Annotated in this window: 17 protein-coding genes; all 17 read left to right on the top strand. The window is 51.6% G+C overall.

Going from position 1 to position 22,698, the window contains the following annotated elements:
• Nucleotides 1–197 precede the first annotated feature (197 nt).
• The gene (locus AACZ40_RS17735) at nt 198–686 is read left to right on the top strand and encodes a hypothetical protein (protein WP_291174064.1); all 489 of its coding nucleotides are present in this window, start codon (nt 198–200) and stop codon (nt 684–686) included.
• A gap of 38 nt (nt 687–724) precedes the next feature.
• A complete protein-coding gene (locus AACZ40_RS17730) occupies nt 725–1,759 on the top strand; it encodes an alpha/beta fold hydrolase (RefSeq protein ID WP_291174066.1) in 1,035 nt (344 codons plus the stop codon).
• Nucleotides 1,760–1,990: 231 nt separating this feature from the next.
• Nucleotides 1,991–4,972, top strand: a complete 2,982-nt coding sequence (locus tag AACZ40_RS17725; protein WP_291174068.1) for an anaerobic glycerol-3-phosphate dehydrogenase subunit C — start codon at nt 1,991–1,993, stop codon at nt 4,970–4,972.
• Nucleotides 4,969–5,223 carry a MoaD/ThiS family protein gene (locus AACZ40_RS17720; RefSeq protein WP_291174070.1) on the top strand — a complete coding sequence of 85 codons (255 nt, stop codon included), beginning with the start codon at nt 4,969–4,971 and terminating at the stop codon, nt 5,221–5,223. Before AACZ40_RS17725 ends, AACZ40_RS17720 begins: the two co-directional genes overlap by 4 nt.
• A 37-nt stretch (nt 5,224–5,260) precedes the next feature.
• Nucleotides 5,261–5,695, top strand: a complete 435-nt coding sequence (locus tag AACZ40_RS17715; RefSeq protein ID WP_291174072.1) for a molybdenum cofactor biosynthesis protein MoaE — start codon at nt 5,261–5,263, stop codon at nt 5,693–5,695.
• 93 nt (nt 5,696–5,788) lie between these two features.
• Nucleotides 5,789–6,790: a GTP 3',8-cyclase MoaA gene (moaA, locus tag AACZ40_RS17710; protein WP_291174074.1), complete on the top strand. Its 1,002-nt coding sequence runs from the start codon at nt 5,789–5,791 to the stop codon at nt 6,788–6,790.
• Between the two features lie 27 nt (nt 6,791–6,817).
• Complete coding sequence (locus tag AACZ40_RS17705; RefSeq protein WP_291174076.1) at nt 6,818–7,993, top strand: aminotransferase class V-fold PLP-dependent enzyme; 1,176 nt, start codon at nt 6,818–6,820, stop codon at nt 7,991–7,993.
• A gap of 463 nt (nt 7,994–8,456) precedes the next feature.
• The gene (locus AACZ40_RS17700; protein ID WP_291174078.1) at nt 8,457–10,160 is read left to right on the top strand and encodes a GspE/PulE family protein; all 1,704 of its coding nucleotides are present in this window, start codon (nt 8,457–8,459) and stop codon (nt 10,158–10,160) included.
• 399 nt (nt 10,161–10,559) lie between these two features.
• Nucleotides 10,560–11,681 (top strand): type IV pilus twitching motility protein PilT, encoded by a 1,122-nt coding sequence (locus AACZ40_RS17695; RefSeq protein WP_291174080.1) that lies wholly within the window; start codon nt 10,560–10,562, stop codon nt 11,679–11,681.
• Nucleotides 11,682–11,756: 75 nt separating this feature from the next.
• Nucleotides 11,757–13,463 (top strand): ATPase, T2SS/T4P/T4SS family, encoded by a 1,707-nt coding sequence (locus tag AACZ40_RS17690; protein ID WP_291174082.1) that lies wholly within the window; start codon nt 11,757–11,759, stop codon nt 13,461–13,463.
• A 66-nt stretch (nt 13,464–13,529) separates the two neighbouring features.
• Nucleotides 13,530–14,792 (top strand): type II secretion system F family protein, encoded by a 1,263-nt coding sequence (locus AACZ40_RS17685; RefSeq protein ID WP_291174084.1) that lies wholly within the window; start codon nt 13,530–13,532, stop codon nt 14,790–14,792.
• Between the two features lie 240 nt (nt 14,793–15,032).
• The gene (locus tag AACZ40_RS17680) at nt 15,033–15,959 is read left to right on the top strand and encodes a prepilin-type N-terminal cleavage/methylation domain-containing protein (RefSeq protein WP_291174086.1); all 927 of its coding nucleotides are present in this window, start codon (nt 15,033–15,035) and stop codon (nt 15,957–15,959) included.
• 36 nt (nt 15,960–15,995) lie between these two features.
• Nucleotides 15,996–17,045, top strand: a complete 1,050-nt coding sequence (locus AACZ40_RS17675) for a hypothetical protein (RefSeq protein ID WP_291174088.1) — start codon at nt 15,996–15,998, stop codon at nt 17,043–17,045.
• A gap of 4 nt (nt 17,046–17,049) precedes the next feature.
• Nucleotides 17,050–18,375 carry a prepilin-type N-terminal cleavage/methylation domain-containing protein gene (locus AACZ40_RS17670; RefSeq protein WP_291174090.1) on the top strand — a complete coding sequence of 442 codons (1,326 nt, stop codon included), beginning with the start codon at nt 17,050–17,052 and terminating at the stop codon, nt 18,373–18,375.
• 83 nt (nt 18,376–18,458) lie between these two features.
• Nucleotides 18,459–19,709 carry a hypothetical protein gene (locus tag AACZ40_RS17665; RefSeq protein ID WP_291174092.1) on the top strand — a complete coding sequence of 417 codons (1,251 nt, stop codon included), beginning with the start codon at nt 18,459–18,461 and terminating at the stop codon, nt 19,707–19,709.
• Nucleotides 19,710–19,753: 44 nt separating this feature from the next.
• A complete protein-coding gene (locus AACZ40_RS17660; protein ID WP_291174094.1) occupies nt 19,754–21,337 on the top strand; it encodes a type II secretion system protein in 1,584 nt (527 codons plus the stop codon).
• Nucleotides 21,338–21,410: 73 nt separating this feature from the next.
• On the top strand, nt 21,411–22,698 hold a 1,288-nt coding region (locus tag AACZ40_RS17655), incomplete at its 3' end, for a hypothetical protein (RefSeq protein WP_339675238.1).

Genomic DNA, 22,698 nt, shown 5'->3' with positions numbered 1-22,698 from the left:
CCCGGCAAGGGGGTTCGCGCTTCTGTTGATTCAGCAGGCTGTGATTGATGCTCTGATTCTGTCATATGTTCGACCGGTTGATTCACCTGTGAGCGGTTATCGTGTAGGATTACGGTATCGTAGCGAATTCAATTCGTTCTGAAAATTCACAATGAAAATGAGAGGCTGAAATCATGAGTTTTCTCAAGAATAGTTTTATGACAGTTTGTATCCTGCTGCTGACATCGATGGTCGTCTCTGCGGCGGAACAGGCTGAAGAGAAGGGCGCTGGCGCGCCGGACCAGGCGCAACTTGAACAGAAGTTTGCAGAACAGATGAGTGGTGCTACTCTCGTCGGGCACTTCAGTGTTGATGGCAAGCAGAACGGCAAACCGCCTCGCGAAGAACGCTATGAGATCGCTTCTGCCAAAAAACTGCAGGGGGATCAGTGGCTGATTACCGCCCGCATCAAATATGGCGAGAATGATGTCAATGTACCGATGCCTCTGAATGTCTTCTGGGCGGGGGATACTCCCGTGATTTCCCTGACCAACTTGACCATCCCCGGCCTGGGGACCTTCACTTCTCGCGTGATGTTCTACGAAGGCCGTTATGCTGGTACCTGGCAACACGGTCAGGTCGGCGGAAATCTCTGGGGCAAAATCGAATACGCCAATCAGAAATCAGAACCGCAGGAAGAGAAATAAATCAAGTGTCGTGCCAAAGAACTGAGGAATCCCCATCGATGTCAAAATTTGTATTATTCTATTTGTGTGTATCAGGTATGTGCGCCTTGAATCCACAGAGTCTGTCAGCAGCAGAAAAGGTTTCTGAGACAAATCAGAAACCGGCAAAGCCGGAACTCATTAAAGTGAAAAGCAGCCTGGATCACAGTCTGCAGCCATCCATGCTCTGGGCTCCCGCTTCTGCTCAGACGGAACCGACTCCCCTGTTTGTCTTTCTGCATTCCTGGAGCGGTAATTATAAACAGAACAATGCGAAATGGCTGGAAGAAGCCGAACGGCGCGGCTGGATTTATCTGCATCCCGATTTTCGAGGTGTCAACCAGCAGCCTGAAGCCTGTGGATCCCGACTGGCACGCCAGGATATTCTGGACGCCATTGATTATGTCATTCAGCATTACAACGTGGATCAGTCGCGTATTTACCTGGCAGGCTCTTCGGGAGGCGGGCATATGACGATGCTGATGGCCGGTCATCATCCCGATCGTTTCTCGGCGGCTTCCGCCTGGGTGGGTATCAGCGATCTGGCGGAATGGTACCGCTTTCATCTGAAAGAGGGCGTACCTCAGAATTATGCCCGCATGATTTTAAAATCGTTGACGGACAAACCAGGCACCTCAGAGGAAATTGATGAGCAATACCGTGATCGTTCTCCATTGTTCTGGGTCGGGAATGCCACTCAATTACCTCTGGACCTTAATGCTGGTGTGACGGATGGTCAAACCGGTTCGGTTCCCTTCGCCCATACAATCAATGCCTTCAACGTGCTGGCGGAGAAGAATAGGACTACTCCCGTTTCCGAAGCAGAAATTCAGCAGTTATGGGAGCAGGGAACACTGAAAAACCCCCAGCCTTCCGATCAGGTGACCGATGAAACTTATGGACGCGAGATTCATCTCAGGCGAAAATCGGGCAATGCACGTGTAACGATTTTCCAGGGAGGCCATGAAGGCTTGCCACAACCTGCCTGTGAATGGCTGTCAAAACAGTCACGCGATACATCCGGTTTCAACAAGCATTCTGCAGAGACACGTTGAACTGCCTGGAATCTGTCTTTCTGGGGAAGCAGTGTCGACGAGGCAGAATGAATAAAGGCTGCGGCCTGCGTGCATTATAAGGATTCTTTCAGAGCAGCGGGGGAATCAACGGCATGAAGCCTGTTTCGGTCGATTGAGTATTCAAACCGGGTACTTCAATCGCATACAATGGAATCTGCCTCAAAATCTTTTGATGTGCGTGCGAAAATTTCAACCTGAGAGCCTGTAACTTTGGACCGTCAACAGCAACGAATCGCAGAAGATCTTTCCAGTCTGATTGCAGGTGATGTGCGATGCGATCCCGTTGCGTTGTCAATTTATGCCAGCGATGCCAGCCTGTACCAGGTTCCGCCGCTGTGTATTGCCTCACCCCGCGACCGTAATGATCTGATTACGATCGCCCGCTATGCCTCGGAGATGAATGTCCCCATGATTCCCCGCGGGGCAGGCACGGGGCTGGTTGGTGATGCCATTGGCAGTGGGATCGTGATTGACTGCGCCCGCTACATGAACGCGTTTGAATTGATCAACGATAATCTGGTCCACATTCAACCTGGTGTGGTACATGCCCAACTCAATCGCTATCTGAAAACGCAAGGCCTGTATTTTCCGCCAGATCCCTCGAACACCGAAGTCACGACGCTGGGCAGTATGCTGGCGATTGATGCTGCCGGCTCCCGGGCGATTCGGGTCGGCTCAACCCGGGACTATGTCAATCGACTGGAAGTGATTCTCGCTGATGGAACCTGTTTCGAAGCGGGAAACGAAAGCCTGTCGATTCTGAATCAGCCCTTTGCCACAGGATCCGGAACTTCACTCCTGAATGAGCCGACTCCCGAAGCGCGGGGCGAACATGCCAAACGCACGATTTTGAGCAAACTCTCCAAGCTGCTGACTGATCATGCCGCATTGATCCAGGAAAAACAGCGGTCCAACATTCCCAACTGCAGTGGCTATTTTCTGAAAGGGATTAAAAGCCGAAGTCATCTGAATCTGGCGCGAATGCTGGTCGGCTCGGAAGGTACACTGGGTCTGTTCTCTTCCGCGCTGGTGCATGTCTCGCCGTTACCTGCGCATCGGGGCGTGGCGCTCCTGCTGTTCGGAGATCTGGCTTCTGCCATCAAAGCAGTCCAGACAATTATTCCCGAGCAACCCTCCGCCTGTGACTTGCTGGATCGGCGCCTGCTGTCACTGGCCCGCGATGCAGACCCGCGGTTTGCATCGCTGATTTCTCCGGCAGCCGAAGCGGCACTGCTGGTTGAGCAGGTCGGCTTCAGTGATGCCCAGGTACAACAGCGGCTGCATAATGTGACACTTGCTGTGAAGAATATCAATTCGCGCGTCGTTGTCGCCATGGAATCCAATCAGCCGGACGAAGTGGATTTTCTCTGGTCGCTGCCACAGAAAGTCGTTCCATCGCTCAGTCGTCTGCCGGGAGAATCGCGGCCTCAGCCGTTTGTGGAAGACATTGCGGTTCCTCCCGAATGCCTGTATGAGTTCTCTCAAAAGGCACAAAAAGTTTTTCAGAAACATCAGGTCACGGCGACACTCTATGCTCATGCCGCCTCGGGACAAATCCACCTGCGCCCCTTTTTGCCGGCGCTGACGGAACGAAATGCACCCATCCTGGAGACCATCGCCCGCGAACTTTACCAGACGGTGTTTGCCCTGAATGGCACGATCAGCGGCGAACACGGAGACGGACTGGCGCGGACGGCGTTCATTCGTTCTCAATACGGGGATTTATACCGGGTCTTTCGTCAGGTCAAAGATATTTTTGATCCTCATAACCTGCTGAACCCCGGTAAGATCATCAACGATGATCAGCATATAACCATTCGCAATTTAAGGCCGGTGCCGGAGAAGTTTCCCGAACTGGTCGACCTGCAGCTCGCCTGGTCACCGCAGGAACTACAGGACGAAGCCGCCCGTTGTAACGGCTGTGGTTCCTGTCGACGTCAGGATGCTGGTTCAAGGATGTGCCCCGTTTTTCGGATTGCCCCGGATGAAGAGGCCTCCCCCCGCGCCAAGGCAAATCTCTTCCGTAGTCTGCTCTCGGGGGCTTTGCATCCCAACGAACTTTCCTCAGCAGAAACCAAACATCTGGCAGACACCTGCTTCAACTGCAAGCAATGTCAACTGGATTGTCCCTCAACCGTTAATATTCCCCAGATGGCCATCGAAGCCAAGGCCGCGTATGTCTCTGCGAACGGCCTGGATCATACCGACTGGATCCTGTCGCGCGCCCATTCGTTTGGCGCATTGGGCAGTACACTTTCGATGGCGGCGAACTGGGCGATCAATAATTCTTCTGCGCGGTGGCTCATGGAAAAAATGATGGGCATTCACCGCGATCGCAAGCTCCCCTTCTTTTCGCGACGTTCGTTTTTGAGATCGGTCCCCAAGAAATATCTGAAACGACCACGACCAGGCAGTGATCCGAATCTGGTCATCTTTTTCGTTGACTATTATGCCAACTACCACGATCCAGAACTGGCCCACGCGATGCTGGCGGTATTGCAGCACAATCAGATTCCCGTATATGTCCCGCCGCAGCAGCTGGCATCGGGAATGGCGATGGTTTCCGCCGGCGATTTGATTGCCGCGCGTGGCTTAGCGGAGGAGAACATTAAAATCCTCGCGGAATTTGCCAAAGAGGGGCATCAGATCATCTGCACGGAACCTGCAGCAGCAGTCTGTCTGAAACAGGAGTATCCCATGCTGGTGCCTGGCGAAGACAGTCGGGTGATTTCTGAACAGGTCAGCGAAGCGGGGGCATTTCTCTGGCAATTGCACGAATCGCAGCGTTTAAAAACCGATTTCGGGCGTCTGGATCTGGAGTTGGATTACCATACCCCTTGTCATATCAAGGCTTTATCATCACGTTCGGCTTTAAATGCGCTTCTCGCTTTGATTCCTGAGCTGAGGGTGAATACAATTGAAAAAGGCTGTTCGGGCATGGCGGGGACCTACGGTCTGGCCCGTGATACCTTTGAAACTTCCAGGCAGATCGGTCGGGAGCTGATCGATCATATGAAAATAACAAACGTTCAAGCGGGTGTAACTGAATGCAGCAGTTGCAAAATGCAGATGGAACAGGAAAGCCGGATTCCCACCATCCACCCTCTCAAACTGCTGGCACTCTCTTATGGACTGATGCCTGAGCTGGGACGGGCTTTGCAGCCGCAAAAGAAAAAACTGGTAGTGTCATGACAGCCCAACAGATTCAGGTCAGGTTATTTGCCCGGGCCCGCGAGTTGGCAGACAGTGATTTGATCTCGGTTCAAGTGGGAGCAGGAACAACCGTAGCCCGTCTGAGGCAGGCCATTGCTGAGCAGTATCCCTCGTTGCAGCCGTTGAGTGGACAGCTTCTAATCGCCGTGGACAACGCCTACGCCGGGGAAGAGCAGTTACTGACGGAAGCTCAGGAAGTGGCCTGCTTTCCTCCCGTCAGTGGCGGCTGAAATTGAACCTGATCACCTGGTATGTTGGTTACCGATTATGAAAACAGACTCTATTTCCATTACAGATCAACCCATTGACTACGCCGTCCTCACCGAGCAGGTGCGTTCGCACGAATGCGGTGCCGTGGTGCTGTTTATGGGGACCGTACGTGAAATGACTGCGGGTAAACAGACCGTGGCATTAGACTACGAGGCCTATCCGGAGATGGCTGACCAGATGCTGCAGCAGCTGATTGACGAGACCCGCGACCAGTGGGACGTGCACGGGATTGCCATCGAACATCGCGTGGGGCATCTGACACTGGGTGAAATCAGCGTAGCCATCGCCGTCAGTTCTGCTCATCGCAAGGAAGCATTCGAAGCCGGGCGTTTTCTGATTGATCGGCTCAAGGAAATTGTGCCCATCTGGAAAAAGGAAAACTGGTCTGACGGCACCACCGAATGGGAACATCCGGGAATCAAAACAGAATAAAGCAGTTTCGGGTTTAGAACTGCCTATAATAAGAGTAGAGAACTGGCGGGAGTCAGCAGATCGTGTTCCCCGTCCTGATTGTAAGAGGCATTAATGGAAAATCTGAATCAACTGATTGATACGTTTGGACGTGTGCATAACAATCTGCGCATCAGCGTGACAGATCGCTGCAATATCCGCTGCTTTTATTGCATGCCTTCCGAAGATGTGCAGTTCGTACATCGCAGTAAGATTATGTCGTTCGAGGAGATCGTGCGCTTCATTCGCCTGGTGGTCCCACTGGGAGTCGACAAAATCCGTCTGACTGGCGGAGAGCCCCTGGTTCGAAAAAATATCCCCGAACTGGTGAAAATGATTGCCGACATTCCGGGAATTAAAGACATCGGCATCACCACCAATGGGATTCTGCTGCCGCAATATGCACAACAGCTCTATGATGCCGGCTTGAGACGGATCAACATCAGCCTGGACGCTCTGAATGCGGCCAAGTTCAAACAGATCACCCGCCGTGACGATTACGATAAAGTACGGGCGGGGATCCAGTCTGCTCACGACGCTGGCTTTGATCCTGTGAAAATCAATGCCGTTTCCATCCGCAACCTGACGGAAGAAGAAATCGTTCCCTTCGGAAAACTGGCGCGGGAAACCGGTGCTGAAATTCGCTTCATCGAGTTCATGCCGCTGGATGCGGATAATCAATGGGAACGTGACAAAGTTCTGTTTGCCCATGAAATTCAGGAAATCCTCTCACAGGGGATTATGCCTCTGGTACCACAGGAACAGTCTGACAAGAGTGCACCCGCTTCCAATTTTGTCTTCGAGGATGGCGTCGGACGGATTGGATTCATCTCCTCCATCAGTGCCCCGTTCTGCATGAGCTGTAATCGATTTCGCATCACCGCCGATGGCAAGCTGCGCAACTGCCTGTTCAGCCTGGAGGAAACGGATATCAGGGCCATGTTTAAAGCGAATGCGCCTGATGAGGAAATCATCGCAGCGATACGCGGCAGTATTACCGCGAAAAAAGAAGGGCATGAAATCAACACAGCACGATTCATTCAGCCGGATCGCCCGATGTATTCCATCGGTGGCTGAATTCTGAAAGTGGATTGAATCTGAACCATGAGCGAACAGCCGTTGATTTACCTGGATAACGCAGCTACCAGCTTCCCCAAGCCAGATTCTGTCTACACTGCAATGGACGCTTATCACCGAAACAGTGGTGTCCCCGTTGGTCGCGGAGCTTACCGGAAATCGATCGAACTGCAGTCCTCCATCGATCAATGTCGAAAGCTGGCTGCAAAACTGCTGGGGGCTGCACGCCCGGAAGAGATCGCTTTCACATTCAACGGGACAGACAGCCTGAATACAATTATTCACGGCGTCTTAAAGCCTGGGGATCATGTCATCACATCGGATGTGGAGCACAATTCGGTACTTCGAACGCTTCAGACATTGAAAGACCGCTGGGGACTGGAGACCACAATTGTTCCCGCTGATCAGAGCGGCCTGGTCGAACCGCAGGCGTTTCAAAATGCGATTCGAAAAAACACGCGGTTGATCATTCTGAATCATGCGTCCAATGTGACGGGTACCATTCAACCCGTGAACGATGTGGGCGACATTGCGCGAAACGCAGGAGCCTTATTTCTGGTAGATGCCGCGCAGTCCGCGGGACATCTACCTTTGAATGTAGCGGAGACGCCGATCGATTTTCTGGCCTGTCCGGGACACAAAGGCTTGTTGGGCCCGTTGGGAACGGGACTGGTTTATATTCGCTCTGACCTGGTCGATCAGGTGCAGAGCTTGCGACAGGGGGGAACCGGTACCCGCAGCGAAGAAGAAACTCAACCGGTCTCCATGCCTGAGAAATTCGAATCCGGGAATCACAATGCTCCCGGCCTCATCGGTTTGCGTGCTGCCCTTGAGTATGTGCTGGAGCAGGGAGTTGCTCAGTTCCGTCAGCATGAACAGCAGTTAACAGCCCAGTTGCTGGAAGGGCTGCAGCAGCTTCCCGGATTTCTGTTACCCGGACCCGGGGCGGCCGAAGATCGGGTGGGAGTCGTGAGCCTGGTGAGTCAATTTGCCGAACCGCAGGTGCTGGCGTCCATACTGGATGAGAATTTCGGAATTCAGATCCGGGCCGGTTTACACTGCGCGCCTCGCATTCATGCCTGTATTGGATCAAAAGAAGCCGGAGGAACGCTCCGTTTCAGTCCCGGGCCTTTTACAACAGTGCAGCAAATTGAAACAGCGGTAGCTGCCATGCAGGAGCTGGCACAATCTTTTGCAGGCTGAGAATTCAGGGTCTGCCGGGTGCCTGCTGTACAAAGAGAAAATGAAAACTCTCTCAAGTATTATCAGTATCGTGATTTACATCCTTGACACCCTATGTCGTCTGCCTCAAAATTAAAATAGCCTGTTCTGGTTGATTATAGAATATTCCCGTCAACACAATTTAAAACGTGTTACGGGCCATTCCTCTTTCAGCTCCAGGCACATTGAACAATTCTCGCTCGACATATCTAACGTCTTATTTCCCCAATGACACATTGGAAAATCAGCAGTCAGTCAACTCCGTTGATGTGGGTATGACGAACAGGTTCAGCAGACTTTGGATCAGCTGAATGGTGGATTTCCACCGGGAGTTCATATAATTTTAATAAACCAGATTTGACGAGAGTCTTGATTCCCACTGTATGTTATGGGAAAAACAGATTCCTCGCCGTCGAACAGTGATACTTTCCCGTGGAGAAATTGAATGGCCGATGATTGGATGCAACAGTTAGTCGATGATGGGTTTCTTGGTCCCGCTCAGCTGGATGAAGCCTCGAGTATGGCCGGCTCCATGGGAATTTCCCCCGGAGAAGCACTCGTCAAGCTGGGATATGTCGGTGCGGAAGTCATTGCCCAGGCACAGGCATCCATGTATGGGTACGAGTTCATCGAGCTGGAAGGGCTCGAAATTCCTCAGTCGGTAATTGAACTCGTCCCGGAATCCATGGCCCGGGAAAATACGGTGATTCCCGTAGGTATGGATGGGGATTCACTGCAGATCGCCCTGCATGACCCGATGAAATACGAAGTGCTCGATAAGCTGCGGTTTATTATTAACCGTGACATTGACGTGGTCATGGCTCCCATCGAATCGATTCAGGCTGCCATCAACAGGCATTATGGCCAGAGCGAAACCGAGTCGGTTGATACGATGTTGAAGGAGTTTACGGAAACCGCCATCGACATTACTGCCACGGAACTGGCCTCCTCCAGCAATGTCGCTGATGAAGATGACAGTGCCCCGGTGATCCGACTGGCGAACATGATCATCAGTGAAGCCGTTAATATGCGGGCCAGTGATATTCATGTCGAACCCTTTGAAGACCGGATTCGCATCCGGTACCGCATCGATGGTGTACTGATTGAACGCGACAGCCCTCCCCGCCGCCTGCTGATGGCGCTGGTCTCGCGTTTCAAGATTATGGGGCAGATGGACATCGCTGAAAAACGGCGTCCGCAGGATGGTCGAATTAAAACAACGATTGCCGGAAAGGACTATGACCTGCGTGTCAGTATTCTACCGACCAACCACGGACAGGCAGTGGTCATGCGTATTCTGGATCGCGATAACATCAAGGTCGGGATTCGTAGCCTCGGTTTTTCGGAAGAAAATTATCGGCGGTTTCAGACAATCATTCGTCGGCCAAACGGCATCTTCCTGGTGACCGGACCCACAGGTTCCGGAAAGACAACAACTTTGTACAGTGCCCTCGGTGAGTTGAACCGACCCGACCGTAAGATCATTACCGCCGAAGACCCTGTCGAATACTATCTGCCCGGTATTAACCAGGTGGAAGTGAAACATAATATCGGCCTCGATTTTTCCCGTATCATTCGAGCGATGTTGCGACAGGCTCCGAATGTGATCCTCGTTGGCGAAATTCGAGATAAAGAAACAGCTGAGATGGCAATTCAGGCATCTTTGACAGGACACTTGGTATTCAGTACGCTGCATACGAACGATGCGCCCGGTTCTATTACACGCTTAATCGATATGGGGGTACAGCCGTTCCTCGTCGCTTCCAGTGTAATGGCAGTCATGGCGCAACGCCTGGTTCGTGTTGTTTGCGGTAAGTGTGTGGAGACTTATGTCCCCGATCCAGGCGAACTGGAATACCTCGGATTTACCGAAACTCAGCTGGCAAACGCCATTCATCATCGAGGTAAGGGTTGTAACACGTGTTCACATACCGGTTATAAGGGGCGTAAAGCGGTGTTTGAGCTGATGATGATGAATTCCGCTATACGTGAGATGACTTTCCGCAGTGAGGCGGCCCAGAACATCAGAAGACAGGCTCGCCTGCACGGCATGAAATCACTGGCTGAGGACGCCGCCGAGAAAGCCCTGTTGGGGATCACAACACTTTCGGAGGCAATGAAGCTGGCCAAAGGTCTGGAAGGGTCTTAAAAGAACAACGAAAAAATACAATTGATCAGATTCGTCAGGTGAAAGTAACCGGAAAAACCACCCTGCTTTCATGTGAAGAGTTTGATCTATTTCCGTGCATTTGTTGAGTTTTGCAGCAGAATACCGGATAATTATGTCAGGAACGCCAATTAAGCGACCTGATTTCAGTAAACCATTTCTAGAACGTCTTATCTTTTATTTCATTTAATTTGCTGATTTACGTATCACTAAATTCTCATTGGACCCGATTGATCAGGGAAAAATCCAGGAGCGAATTCGTTCTGGGAAATGAATAACTCAACTCAAAGAATGATCTCTACTTCTGGCGTTATCGTCGTTCCCGCGAACTTTCGGTGATCGCTCACTTTTCAATCAAAGAATTTTCAGAAAGTACTTTGGATGGCAACAGTTCAGATTGACAAACTGCTGGAAACGGTCGTTAAAGAAAAAGTGAGCGACCTGCATATCACGACAGGGCAACCCCCCGTTGTGCGCATGGGCGGGCATATGGTACGACTGGAAACCAAGAGCCTGGAACCCGATGATACCGTCGCCCTGATGAAGAGTATCACACCCGAACGGAACCAGCAGGAACTGCAGGAAGTCGGGGGGACCGACTTTGGTTTTGCCTTTGGTGAAAAAGCCCGTTTTCGCGTTTCCGTGTTCAAACAGCGCGGCCAGATCGGTATGGTGCTGCGTCGTATTCCGAACGAGTTTCTCACATTTGAACAACTCGGACTGCCTTCTGTCATCACCGATCTGCTGGAACGCCCGCGTGGTCTGTTTCTGGTAACGGGACCCACAGGTAGTGGTAAGACGACGAGTCTGGCCAGTATGATCAACCATATGAATAATACGATGGACCATCATATTATCACGATGGAAGACCCCATTGAATATTATCATAAGCATAATAAATCTACGATCAATCAGCGGGAAATCGGCGTCGATGTGCCTTCCTTTCCCGAAGCCTTGCGGCGTGCGCTGCGACAGGACCCCGATGTGATTCTGGTGGGGGAAATGCGTGACCTCGAAACGATTTCCGCTGCAATTACTGCTGCGGAAACAGGGCACATCGTGTTTGGGACACTGCATACAACCGGTGCCCAGGGGACCGTCGACCGTATCATTGACGTATTTCCCACCAGTCAGCAGGACCAGATTCGTACTCAGCTCTCTTCATCCATTATCGGGATCCTCAGTCAGGCACTCATGCCCAAAAAACCGAAGGGGCTGGTTGCTGCCTACGAGATGCTCGTGGTTACACCTGCGATTGCCAACCTGATTCGTGAAGCAAAAACATATCGTATCAATTCCAGTATTCAGACCGGACGCAAGTACGGGATGCAGTTGCTGGACGACGCGCTGTTTAACCTCTGGCGAGATGGGCTCTGTGAGGAAAGAGATGTCGTCATGCGTTCGAATAATCCCGGTGAACTCAAGGCCAAAATCGCCATGGCGAAGAAGGGATTACTCGAAGACGATGAAGATGGCGAAGAGGACGACGATTTTGAGGATTGAGACTCAGGGGGCAGGGAAGCGCCAAAGCAGGTCAGTCATTCCGGAAAGTAAAACAAACTGAAAAGGTAGACATACATGGCAGCGAGACGCCTTGGTCAAATTATGGTCGATCTGGGATATATCTCAGAAGATCAGTTATGGGATATCCTGGAAGAGCAGAAGCAGAGCCCGGGTGAAGTCATCGGTCAGGTCGGCATCCGGATGGGCCTGGTCACCGACGAACAGGTTACGCAGGCGCTCGCGGAACAGTGGGGGATGCCCGTCGTCGAACTGGAAGAGACCAATATCCCTTCCAAGGTGCTCGAACTCGTGCCGGAAACAATGGCCTCCATCTACAAGATCATGCCGATTTCTTTGAAGGATGGTGTGCTCACCGTCGCGATGGCGGATCCTCAGAACGTGTCCGCGCTCGATGACCTGCGGAACTTCCTGGGATACGATGTCCGGGGGGCGGTTTCCAATCTGAAAGATGTGGAAGGAGCGATTGCCCGCCACTACGCCGAGCGCCAGGACAGCATTGAAGATGTCATCGGTGCCATGGAAGACGAACTCGGGCAAGACAAGAGCAAAAATGTCTATGACCTCTCTTCTGCCGAAGAAGTCGCCGATGCCGCCCCCATTCGAAAACTGTTAAACATGGTGATGCTGCTGGCGATCAAAGACCAGGCCAGTGACATCCACCTCGAACCCTTCGAAGACGAATTCAAGATCCGCGTACGTGCCGATGGCGTGCTCTATGAAATGGTGCCACCACCACGCCACCTGGCCAATGCCATCGTCTCGCGTGTAAAAATTATGGCCGACCTGGATATCGCAGAACGTCGTCTGCCGCAGGACGGTCGAATCGAATTGAATGTTGGCGGCAACCCCGTCGACCTGCGAGTCAGTGTGTTGCCGACCCTGTTTGGTGAAGCCGTGGTTATGCGGGTGCTGGACCGGACCGTGGTGCAGCTGGACCTCAACAAGATCGGCATGGATCCCACGACCCTGTCACGCTTCCGGGAAATGATTCACCGCCCTAACGGCATTGTACTGGTGACGGGACCCACGGGAAGTGGCAAGACCACGACGCTGTATTCTGCCCTGAACGAACTGAACGTCATCGAAGAAAAAATTATTACGACCGAAGACCCCATCGAGTACGACATCGATGGTCTGATTCAGGTGCCCGTCAATCCCGATATTCAAGTCACCTTTGCTACTGTTCTGCGTGCGATTTTGCGTCACGATCCCGACCAGATTCTCATCGGCGAAATTCGCGATTTCGAAACCGCGGAAATCGCCGTGCAGTCAGCCCTGACAGGCCACCTGGTATTCAGCACGCTGCATACCAACGACGCGCCCTCGGCAATCACCCGTCTGCGCGATATGGATATTCCCAAGTTCCTCATCACCGCGACCGTGGAAGCCATTCAGGCGCAACGACTGGTGCGGACAATCTGTAAGGAATGCAGGACCGAATTTGAACCCAGCGATGAGCTGTTGATGGAACTTCAGCTCCCGATTGAACAGGCCCGCCAGTACAGTTTCTATTATGGAAAAGGCTGTTCCACCTGTAATAACTCGGGCTATAAAGGCCGTACGGGCCTGTATGAACTCATGGACGTCACTGACGAAATTCGCGACCTGATTACCGAAGATGCTTCGGTGGATGATATTCGCGAGATGGCCCGCAGCCAGGGAATGACTACCCTGCGTGAAGCGGGACTGAAACTGATTTTTGACGGCGTCACCACGATCGACGAAGTCGTTCGCGAAACCGTCGTGGAAGATATCGCTTAATCGAGGGCCACCAGGCTCATTTACAATACAAACCATTTTTAAGACGACTTTTGACGGAGTAACGCCATGCCGGTTTATCAATATGAGGCCATGGATAATACTGGACTCGAAGTGAAAGACACGATCGAGGCCCCTTCTGAAGCTGATGCGCAGACTCTCATTAAAGAGAAGGGCTTTTTCGTTACCAAGATTGCCGAAAAAGGTCGCGGTAAGAAACAGAAAAAAGGAGCCGGCGGCAAAACCAGCGGCGGTGCAAAAAAGGCCAGTGCCAAAAAAGGGGGCTTCTCCATCGGGGGTGTGCGGCCCAAGCAACTCTGTACTTTTACCCGTCAGCTGTCCACACTGCAGGACGCTGGTCTGCCGATCCTCAGAAGCCTGCGAATTCTGGAAGCGCAAGCCAAGCCCGGGCCGCTCAAAGCCTCTCTGGATGGCGTAATCGAGGATATTGAATCGGGGAATACGCTCTCCGAAGCCATGGCCAAGCAGCCCAAATGTTTTGATAACCTCTACGTCAACATGGTGAAAGCGGGGGAGGCCGGTGGTGCTCTCGAAATCATTCTGCAGCGTCTGGCCGAGTTCAAAGAACGTGCCCAGAGTCTGAAGAAAAAAGTGCAGGGGGCCATGATCTACCCGGTCGCCGTGATCACGGTTGCCGGCCTGATCGTCGGCTTCATCATGTACTGGATCATTCCCAAGTTCAAGAAGATCTTCCTCGACTTCGGTACCGAACTGCCCGGCATTACCCTGGCGCTGATGAAAGTCAGTGATATCGTGGTCAACTACTTCTACCTCTTCCCGGCGGTACCGCTCGCATTTTATATATTTATCAAGATCGTGAAGAAGAATAAGAAGGGGGCGTTCGTGGTCGACTGGATCTCGCTGCGCATACCCTTATTAGGAAAAATTATCAGTAAGTCGGTCACCGCGCGTACCTGCCGAACCCTGGGGACGCTCATCGCGTCCGGGGTGCCCATTCTGGAAGCCATTATCATTGCCCGCGACACGGCAGGGAACATGGTCTTCCAGCGCGCCTTCGACACCATTTACGCGGCGATCCGCGAAGGGGAAACCATGGCGGTTCCGCTCAAAGAAGCGCGCATCGTGGATGACATCGTCGTCAATATGGTGGACGTGGGTGAAGAGACCGGTGCGCTGGACGACATGCTTTACAAGGTGGCGGACGTGTACGACGAAGAAGTCGCCGTGCTCGTGGACGCGCTGGTGAGTCTGCTCGAACCTCTGATGGTGATCATACTGGGGCTGATTGTCGGCTTCATCGTGATCGCCCTGTTCATGCCTTTAATTAAGCTGTTGAACGATCTTTCGTAGTGTTTTGGACAGGGTGTTGCAGAATAATACAGAATTTTCCCGCATTTCCGCCTGTCTGTGACGTAGTGAAATAGCAATATGACTAACAATCACAACAGGTTACGTTTAATGTGGACATCAAGGCATGATATTTGCCTATAATATAATGTAGAAAACTCTCTGCTGAACGGACTCTCAAAATCAGACAGCCAGAGTTTTTCCATCTCAAACTGTTTTTCCGTAAAGAGTTAGGAGTAAACAATGAAACGTCGGCCGCCAATCACCTTTTCGGCGTCAGAATATAGCAGGCGTGCGTTCACCTTAATCGAACTGATGATCGCCATTGTCATCATCCTGATTCTCCTGGGCCTGCTCATCCCCGCCATCGGAGCAGTAAGACTCCGGGCACAGCAGGCACAGGTGCGTGCGGAAATCGGAAACCTGGAAACAGCGATCACCGCCTTCAAAACTGATTTTGGTATGGATCCCCCCAGTGGAATTATCCTTTATGAACCTGGTTCCGCCAGCTGGGATCCACGAAGTAAAGGTCTGATCCGACAACTGTGGCCTCAATACAACTTCTCACTTCCCTGTGATATTAATGGCGACGGAGACACATCCGACACAATTTTTCTGAATGCTGGTGAATGTCTCGTGTTCTTTTTAGGAGGTGTTTATGAAAGAACCTCTGATGGGACTTTTCGGATCTATGGTTTCTCAAAGAACCCGGCACGTCCCTTTTTGAATCCTGGGCATACTTCTTCAGATCCCGGATTTGACGCTGAATACTCAGCCACGAATTCAGGGCGTCAGGGGCCATATTTTGAATTTGATATCAGTCGCTTTGTGGATACTGATGCAGCAACGAATCCTGGGGAGTTTGCTCCGGAGTATCTGGATTCCTTTCCCAGTCAACAGGTTCCCTATCTTTATCTCAGCAGTTACGGTGGGCGTGGATATCGCTCTGGTGATCTTGGGACCATTATGGATGACGTTTACCGTCAAGGGGATCCTGCATCCTCAACTCTTGGTCCCCCTTTCAAGCCCAAGTCATTCCAGATCATTTCACCCGGTTCTGATTACCAGCTGGGAGAAGGTGGCAATTACTCTCCTGGTAAGAACCTGCCGGGTAATCGCGCTGTAGAAGCGGATAACATTACTAACTTTGTCAGCGGGTCTCTGCAGTAATCATGATTCAGTTTTTAAGAAGTCAGGTTTTTTAAAATGCGACGTTTAACAGCTTCACAATCTGTTCGATCACATCGCGGCGGTTTCACCATCGTCGAGTTGATGATGGTCGTCGGCATTCTGCTGTTTCTGATTGCCACGTCTGCGTTCGTGGTACGCAATATCGGTAATAAAGCCCGTGAAAAAGCGACCATGGCGACCATTGTTAAGATTAATGGCCTGGTACAGAATCGTGTCGAAGCCATGCGAAAAGCGCTCGACTCAGCGAAAAATCAAAAGCAGATTGAATCTCTGATCGGACAGAAGTACGTATCTCTGGTTGATGCCAATGGTGCAAAATACCGCAGTCTCCCTAAACCGGTCGTGGAAATTCTGGTACGCAAAGATATTTTTCGAGAACAGTTTCCTCAGTACATCGAGGAAAATTCGCAAATCAACACTGCGATGCAGGCTCAGAACGGTGTTACCTCCGGAGCCGTCGGCAGTGATACCCTTACGGGGGATGGCGGTGTCAGCATCAGTTCGGAATACCTCTACTATGTATTAACCAAACATGAAACTTATGGCGTCCCCCCCGTCGGAGAAGATGCTTTTACGGCGTCTGAAGTGAAAGATACCGACGGCGACGGCTTAATGGAATTTGTGGATGGCTGGGGCAGACCGCTCCGTTTTTATCGCTGGCCGACACGCGTGATTCGACCTGAAGCAGGCGGCATTGATCGGCCTTTTGCCAGCGTCTTCTTTGATGGTCTGCCTCCCGCATCTGCAGCAGGATTCAACGAACAGGACCCCTTGAGTGTCGATCCTGACGATCCCCAGAGCCGCATCGAACATGAAAATAAGCGCTCCGGCGATCTGTTGATTTCCTTGTTCAATACAACGGTTGTATATAACACCGGGGAGTATGCCACGGCAGGCACGTACTGGTTGCCTTTAATTGTTTCCGCCGGCGAGGATGGCATGCTGGGGCTGTATGAACCGCATGATGAAACCAATTGTGGTGTATTGGCGCAGCGAATACCGGGCACCACTGATGCCGTCTATGATAATATCACTAATCACAATCAACGCGCCGGAGGAAGGTAATTCCATGCCCGCCTTTCACAGGAACAATCAGTTCTCTCAGCGAGTTGCAACACGAGTCGGCTTTACGCTCGTGGAGTTGCTGGTCGTGATCTCAATTATGGCAATTCTGGTTGTCATGACGGTGAGTTCGATCAATTTTGCACTCTCGAGCGACGTGACCCGTGGCGCCTCACGCCAGGTGCAGTCGTATCTGGCGGGAGCCCGTGATCGGGCCATCTATGCCAAAGAGCCACGGGGCGTCCGTTTTCTGATCGATCCTAATAACCCGACCGTTGTGACGAGCATGGTTTATATCGCACCCAGTCCCGACTGGATTCAGGGCGTAATTCGCCTGGAACGGATCGATGCCAGCCCAGTACCAGATGGTATCCCCGATACCATTCTGAATGTACGTGGTGGAGGGACTGACTGGCGGTTTCTGTACACACGAGGTCAGATAAAAGATGGTGCACGGATTAAAATTCCCGGCGATGCCAGTGGTTCGTGGTACACGATTGATTTGAACAGTTCACCCATTTCAAAGCCCGAGGCCTCATATGATGAGGATGTCGATGAAGTTTTACGTTTGACAACTCCCTATCGGGATCCAGGCACTTCTGCTCCCAATGAGGTCGTCGCTTTCGCGCCCGGCAGTGGTCCTTCGACCTATCTGCTGGAACTGCCTCCCGTTGTGCTGTCAGGTGAAGAACCGACACTCCTGCCCAACAATGCCGGCATTGATCTGGATCGATCCTACCTACCTGTCAGCTGGCGTGTAACTGGAATTTCTGGAGGCGAAGATGGTCTCCCTGGTAAAGCCGGCATCGATGATGATAGTAGTGGAGGCGCCGATGATAACAACGAATATCTCTGGCCGGGCAGCGATGATTATCGCCTTTATTCCAGCCACCTGGATCTGATGTTTTCTCCTCGAGGCACGGTTTCAGGCAGTGAAGCAGGGGGAGGCAAAATTCACTTTGTCGTCGATACGCTGGAGAATATTCAGTCAGCCTGGCGCCGCGGCGTCAATTATGCAGAGGGAGCTCGCGTTCTGTTCCCTGCACAAGGGCCTTACGAGTTCACACCCTATGATCGAGTATTTGTATGCACTACTGCAGGACAGAGCGGTGCTGATCCCACGGTCTTTCGTACGGCAGCAGCCCGCACTGAGGGAGCGTCTGTGACGGATAATGGCGTTGTCTGGAGAACAGAGTTGAATACAACCCCGTCGATGTTAACAATCTTCACGCGAACCGGGAATGTGAGTGCCTATCCGCTCTTCTTCGATCAGCCAGGCAATGTTCCCCCGGATGTATTCTTCTATGCAGAAACAGGGGAGCTTGCCAAATGAAAAAATTTCCTCTGAAAAACTGCAATAGATCTGTTTGCTCGGGATTCGTTTCGCGGACCGGTGTCACGCTGATGGAAGTACTCATGTCTGTCATGATCATGAGCATCGGCGTTGTTTCACTGGCGTCACTGTTCCCGATCTCCATTATGCGTGGCGTGCAGGCCACCCAACTCACGAACGCGACCGTTCTCCGTTATAACGCCGAAGCGTTGATCGATGCATTCCCGCAACTTTTTGTGTTCGATCCGGATGGGACATTAAATCCAAACGGGCATATCGCCCATCAGCGTAGAAACCGGAATTACATTGTCGATCCCCTCGGAAGTTTTTACGCGTCAGAGGATGGCACAGGACTGGAAGCCAGTTTTGGCAACGATGGTTCCAGCACACCAGTCACACGTATTCCCCGCTATCATGCCGGTCTGACAACACAGCTGCAGGCGATGAATTTTTTCTCTCAGCAGGACAGCTGGACGTTGCTGTATGAAGGGATTCCTTTCAGCATCAATGGCACACGAGATACCATTGAGATCGATAATGAGGACATCAATTCCGGTATTTTGTCACTGGGAGAATTGCAGACTACTTTAAACGATTCTACGACCGGCGGACGGATCCTGATTTATGATTCGACTGGCAGACAGATTCAGACTCGTAGTATCACGGGGGGCAGTGTTGATACCTCTACCAGGGAAATCAGCCTGGGGGATCCCCTTCCTGATAACGATCTTTATGATAGTATCTCCAAAGTTCGGATCGAAATTCTGAATATGCAGTATTCGTATCTGTTAACCGTCCGTCGATCAATCGCTACGGATGTCGCTTCCGTCGACGTGGTCGTTTTCTTCCGTCGCAATTTTTCTCCCGAATTTGAAGCCCTGCATCAGGTCGAAAACTTTGTAGCTGAATGGCTCCCCGGGAATGATCTCCAATGGGGGGTTGCCGGTGTAGATGACGATAACGATGATGATGAAAATGGGGATAATAGTGATGGTCGCGGCATTGATGAATTTGCAGGCGAAGCAGGCTGGCCTGGTTCCGACGACTACCAGCGGCGTGCGTTCCGATTGCGTTATAATAACAGTGTAGAGAGACCACTGCTGAAAAAGGGGGGATACGTCTTTGACGCGAAAAACGCACGCTGGTATCGCATTCAGTTGATTGTCAATGAAGAAGAAGCCACGGCACCCGGCGCAGAGTATGCCGACCTGATTCTGGATCAGCCGATCATCCAGTCCATCAATAATCCAGGTAGTGCAGGCACACCCGTTGACGGTCTGATCGTGATGCCCAATGTCGTACAGGTCTATCCACTGGGAAACAAAGCAAGATAAACAACAGGTAACCCCTCCCGGGCCGTAGTAAAGTGAAGTGTTTTATGAAACCGAAAACATCAAATCGAATCCAGGCGAGTCAGTCCGATCGCAGTTCTGCTGCGTTCCACACTGGTTTTACGCTCGTGGAAATGATCGTATCCGTAGCACTGGTGCTGCTGATGATGCTGATGTTTACCGAGATCTTCCAGATACTGTCCGGCTCCATGACCACGCAGCGGGGGATTTCTGAAAATGATCAGCGCGAACGTCTGCTGGTAACTGTCATGCAGGCCGATCTGGATAACCGTACGTTCCAGTACCTGCTGCCTTTCGCCAACTACATCGATTTTACAACACCACCCGGTACAAAACCTGCTTCAACTGACCCGCGCAGCCCTGAATATTATAAGGCTGATCGTAAAGGGTACTTCTACATCTCCGAGAATGATCCCAATGACGACACCGATGATATTCTGCAATTTACCGTCTCGACCTTTTCCGATCCGAGCCAGGATGATGATACAGAAGGTTTTTACTACGGTCGCGCGAATATGAATCATTCGTTTATTCCCACAGCATACAAAAACCTGACAAATCATCCCAATCAGCCGGATGCCGATGATGGTCGCATCGTCGCCGATGGCACGTCTCAATCTTCTGCAGTTGAAGTCAGTTACTTCCTGCGAGGCAGTAATCTCTATCGCCGTGAACTATTAATCCGTGAACCATTAACAGTTACGGGCGTGACCGACTCACAACCTCAAACATCGAACGGTATTCCGTATTTTCTGCGGCCCGGTGGAAGTATACCCGATCCCCTTTACAGTGATGATGAACACGCAGATTGTAATTTCTGGCGCGATTTTGATTTTTCCGCCTTTCGATATGAAACCCCTCCTTCGGGATCAGGTATCTTTTCAGCGCGTCTTCACGATTTAACAGACCTGGATAACTCTTCCCCCAGTACTGATTACTTCCCACTGGGCAGACCCCATTATCGGTTTGGGTTTAATCATGCGACCGGCTTATCGCGCGAGTACATGACCAGTTCGTCTGCCTCGAATCCACAGTTATTTATCGGCCGCTTCACGCATGAGGAAACGTCACATGTCAACTTTAACTATCCGCAGGATCTGATGCCAGTTTCCCTGGGGGGCGGGGGCAATCCCATGGATCCCACCGGACCGAATCTGGTTGTCAATTCTGAGACGCGTGTCGTGGAGATGCTGAAAAACGGTCCGCGCCGTTCAGAGGACCTCGTCCTCGCCAATGTGCGTTCTTTTGATATCAAGGTGTTTGATGATCGCTATCAGGACTTTGTTGATATCGGCGATCCTGCCTTACCAGTCACGGCCCGCTTTGCTGCCGGCGCAAAACAGAATGCGGAAGCCGGGAATACCGAATGGAAGAATGTATTTGATACCTGGCATCCCGCAACTTCGGTTGCGTCTGATTTTGATCCCCCTTATCCGATGCTTTCCGATTCAGCAGGCTTACCAGTGTATGACCTGACGGATCAGGGAACTGAGCACTATCCCAGTCCTTTAACCGCAATTCGTATTTTAGTTCGCTATGAAGATCCGACTTCGGGACAGGTCAGGCAAATGACCCTGATTCATCCGCTCAGAAGTCGGAGTGAAGAATAAAAGACAACAGCAGGCATTTTCCCCATCGTGCCGGACCGGGCCACGGCCTTTGGTCACTTTGGGAGGTTTTGAAATGAAATTCAATCGTATGAAACAGATCACACTCAATGACAGTCAGTTACAGCAGCAGGCACGTCACGGTTCGACATTGCTCGTCGTGATCGCCTTGCTGGCAATGCTGTCGCTGCTGGGGGTCGTCTTCTATACTTTCGCTTCCCAGGAAGAGCGCAGTGCGCAGTACTTTACCGAAGCAGCCGTCAACCAGGCCGACCCCGGTCTCGATGCTGACGTCCTCTTCAACTGGGGGCTGCGCCAGTTGATTGTCGGTCCCGATGATCAGCTCTATAACAGTGCCCTGCATGGCAAGTGGCATTCCATGCTGCCTAAAATGTTCGGCTCCGATGTCCACCCCTTCACCGGGCAGGGTATCAATGTGATTATGGGCGGTTCAGGGATTGTCTCCGTCGATCAGGATTTTGATGGAACTCCTGATGCTGATCAAAATCTGCTCGCCTTAAACCACAGTCGGGCCGCCCATGGTGGCACATTACCCTTTGCATTGCGGCAGAATAATATTCCCGAACCGGACGTCGATTATACTTCGCCCGATATCAACAATCTGTTTCTCGCCTACGATGGTTATACATTTGATGGTGGAACTCTCAGACGGGTCATCATCCCCTCTTTCGTCCGTCCCCAGTTTTTTCGAGATGCAACCAGCGGTGTTCATGTGGGAGACTGGTATGAGAATGATGGTACTATTAATCCCGATAAAGAGACTACTACAAGGGTTCTCCGGCCTCATCCAGCACATGTATTCGTCGATCCGGGTGGAACCGCATCCACGACACCGCGTTTTTCAAGTGCGTTCCCGTTTCAACCAACCACAGTGGCGGGAGGCAATGCTACTGCTCACGGTGAGTTAGGCATTTTTACAGATTCATTTGATAGTGTGACAGGGGAGCCGATTCTCGAACTGGATGTAGATAACGATGGCACTGGTCCCCGAGAAGGGATCTGGATGGACCTTGATTTTCCTCCCGTGGAAAATCCTAACGATCCTACTCAATTTATTCTGCCCCTGTTTTCCTTCACTGTTTACGATCTGGACGGGTTGATCAACCTGAATACAGCCGGGAACGTGCGAAAGCCGACTGATATCGATCCGGATGGCGTCGATCTCAACTATGACCCGAGCAGTAACTTCTTTGGGGAACACAGCTCGATTTATACGGATAAATATCTATTCCTATCCCGTTCCAACATGGGGCTTTCTTCACCGGGAGAAATCAATCCCCAGTGGGCGCTGAACGCGCGGCCGGAACTGGCTGCCTCCGGGGGAGATCTGCAGGGCTCTGCCG

It is taken from the genome of uncultured Gimesia sp. (genome assembly GCF_963972345.1).
Lineage (GTDB): Bacteria > Planctomycetota > Planctomycetia > Planctomycetales > Planctomycetaceae > Gimesia.
The sequence above is the reverse complement of the archived record's forward strand: the minus strand, read 5'-3'. Positions and strand labels throughout refer to the sequence as shown.

What these genes read in the sequence shown, in the direction of transcription:
- AACZ40_RS17735 (WP_291174064.1), top strand. Translation starts at nt 198, where the DNA reads ATGACAGTTTGTATCCTGCTGCTGACATCGATGGTCGTCTCTGCGGCG.
- AACZ40_RS17730 (WP_291174066.1), top strand. Translation starts at nt 725, where the DNA reads ATGTCAAAATTTGTATTATTCTATTTGTGTGTATCAGGTATGTGCGCC.
- AACZ40_RS17720 (WP_291174070.1), top strand. Translation starts at nt 4,969, where the DNA reads ATGACAGCCCAACAGATTCAGGTCAGGTTATTTGCCCGGGCCCGCGAG.
- AACZ40_RS17715 (WP_291174072.1), top strand. Translation starts at nt 5,261, where the DNA reads ATGAAAACAGACTCTATTTCCATTACAGATCAACCCATTGACTACGCC.
- moaA (WP_291174074.1), top strand. Translation starts at nt 5,789, where the DNA reads ATGGAAAATCTGAATCAACTGATTGATACGTTTGGACGTGTGCATAAC.
- AACZ40_RS17705 (WP_291174076.1), top strand. Translation starts at nt 6,818, where the DNA reads ATGAGCGAACAGCCGTTGATTTACCTGGATAACGCAGCTACCAGCTTC.
- AACZ40_RS17700 (WP_291174078.1), top strand. Translation starts at nt 8,457, where the DNA reads ATGGCCGATGATTGGATGCAACAGTTAGTCGATGATGGGTTTCTTGGT.
- AACZ40_RS17695 (WP_291174080.1), top strand. Translation starts at nt 10,560, where the DNA reads ATGGCAACAGTTCAGATTGACAAACTGCTGGAAACGGTCGTTAAAGAA.
- AACZ40_RS17690 (WP_291174082.1), top strand. Translation starts at nt 11,757, where the DNA reads ATGGCAGCGAGACGCCTTGGTCAAATTATGGTCGATCTGGGATATATC.
- AACZ40_RS17685 (WP_291174084.1), top strand. Translation starts at nt 13,530, where the DNA reads ATGCCGGTTTATCAATATGAGGCCATGGATAATACTGGACTCGAAGTG.
- AACZ40_RS17680 (WP_291174086.1), top strand. Translation starts at nt 15,033, where the DNA reads ATGAAACGTCGGCCGCCAATCACCTTTTCGGCGTCAGAATATAGCAGG.
- AACZ40_RS17675 (WP_291174088.1), top strand. Translation starts at nt 15,996, where the DNA reads ATGCGACGTTTAACAGCTTCACAATCTGTTCGATCACATCGCGGCGGT.
- AACZ40_RS17670 (WP_291174090.1), top strand. Translation starts at nt 17,050, where the DNA reads ATGCCCGCCTTTCACAGGAACAATCAGTTCTCTCAGCGAGTTGCAACA.
- AACZ40_RS17665 (WP_291174092.1), top strand. Translation starts at nt 18,459, where the DNA reads ATGTCTGTCATGATCATGAGCATCGGCGTTGTTTCACTGGCGTCACTG.
- AACZ40_RS17660 (WP_291174094.1), top strand. Translation starts at nt 19,754, where the DNA reads ATGAAACCGAAAACATCAAATCGAATCCAGGCGAGTCAGTCCGATCGC.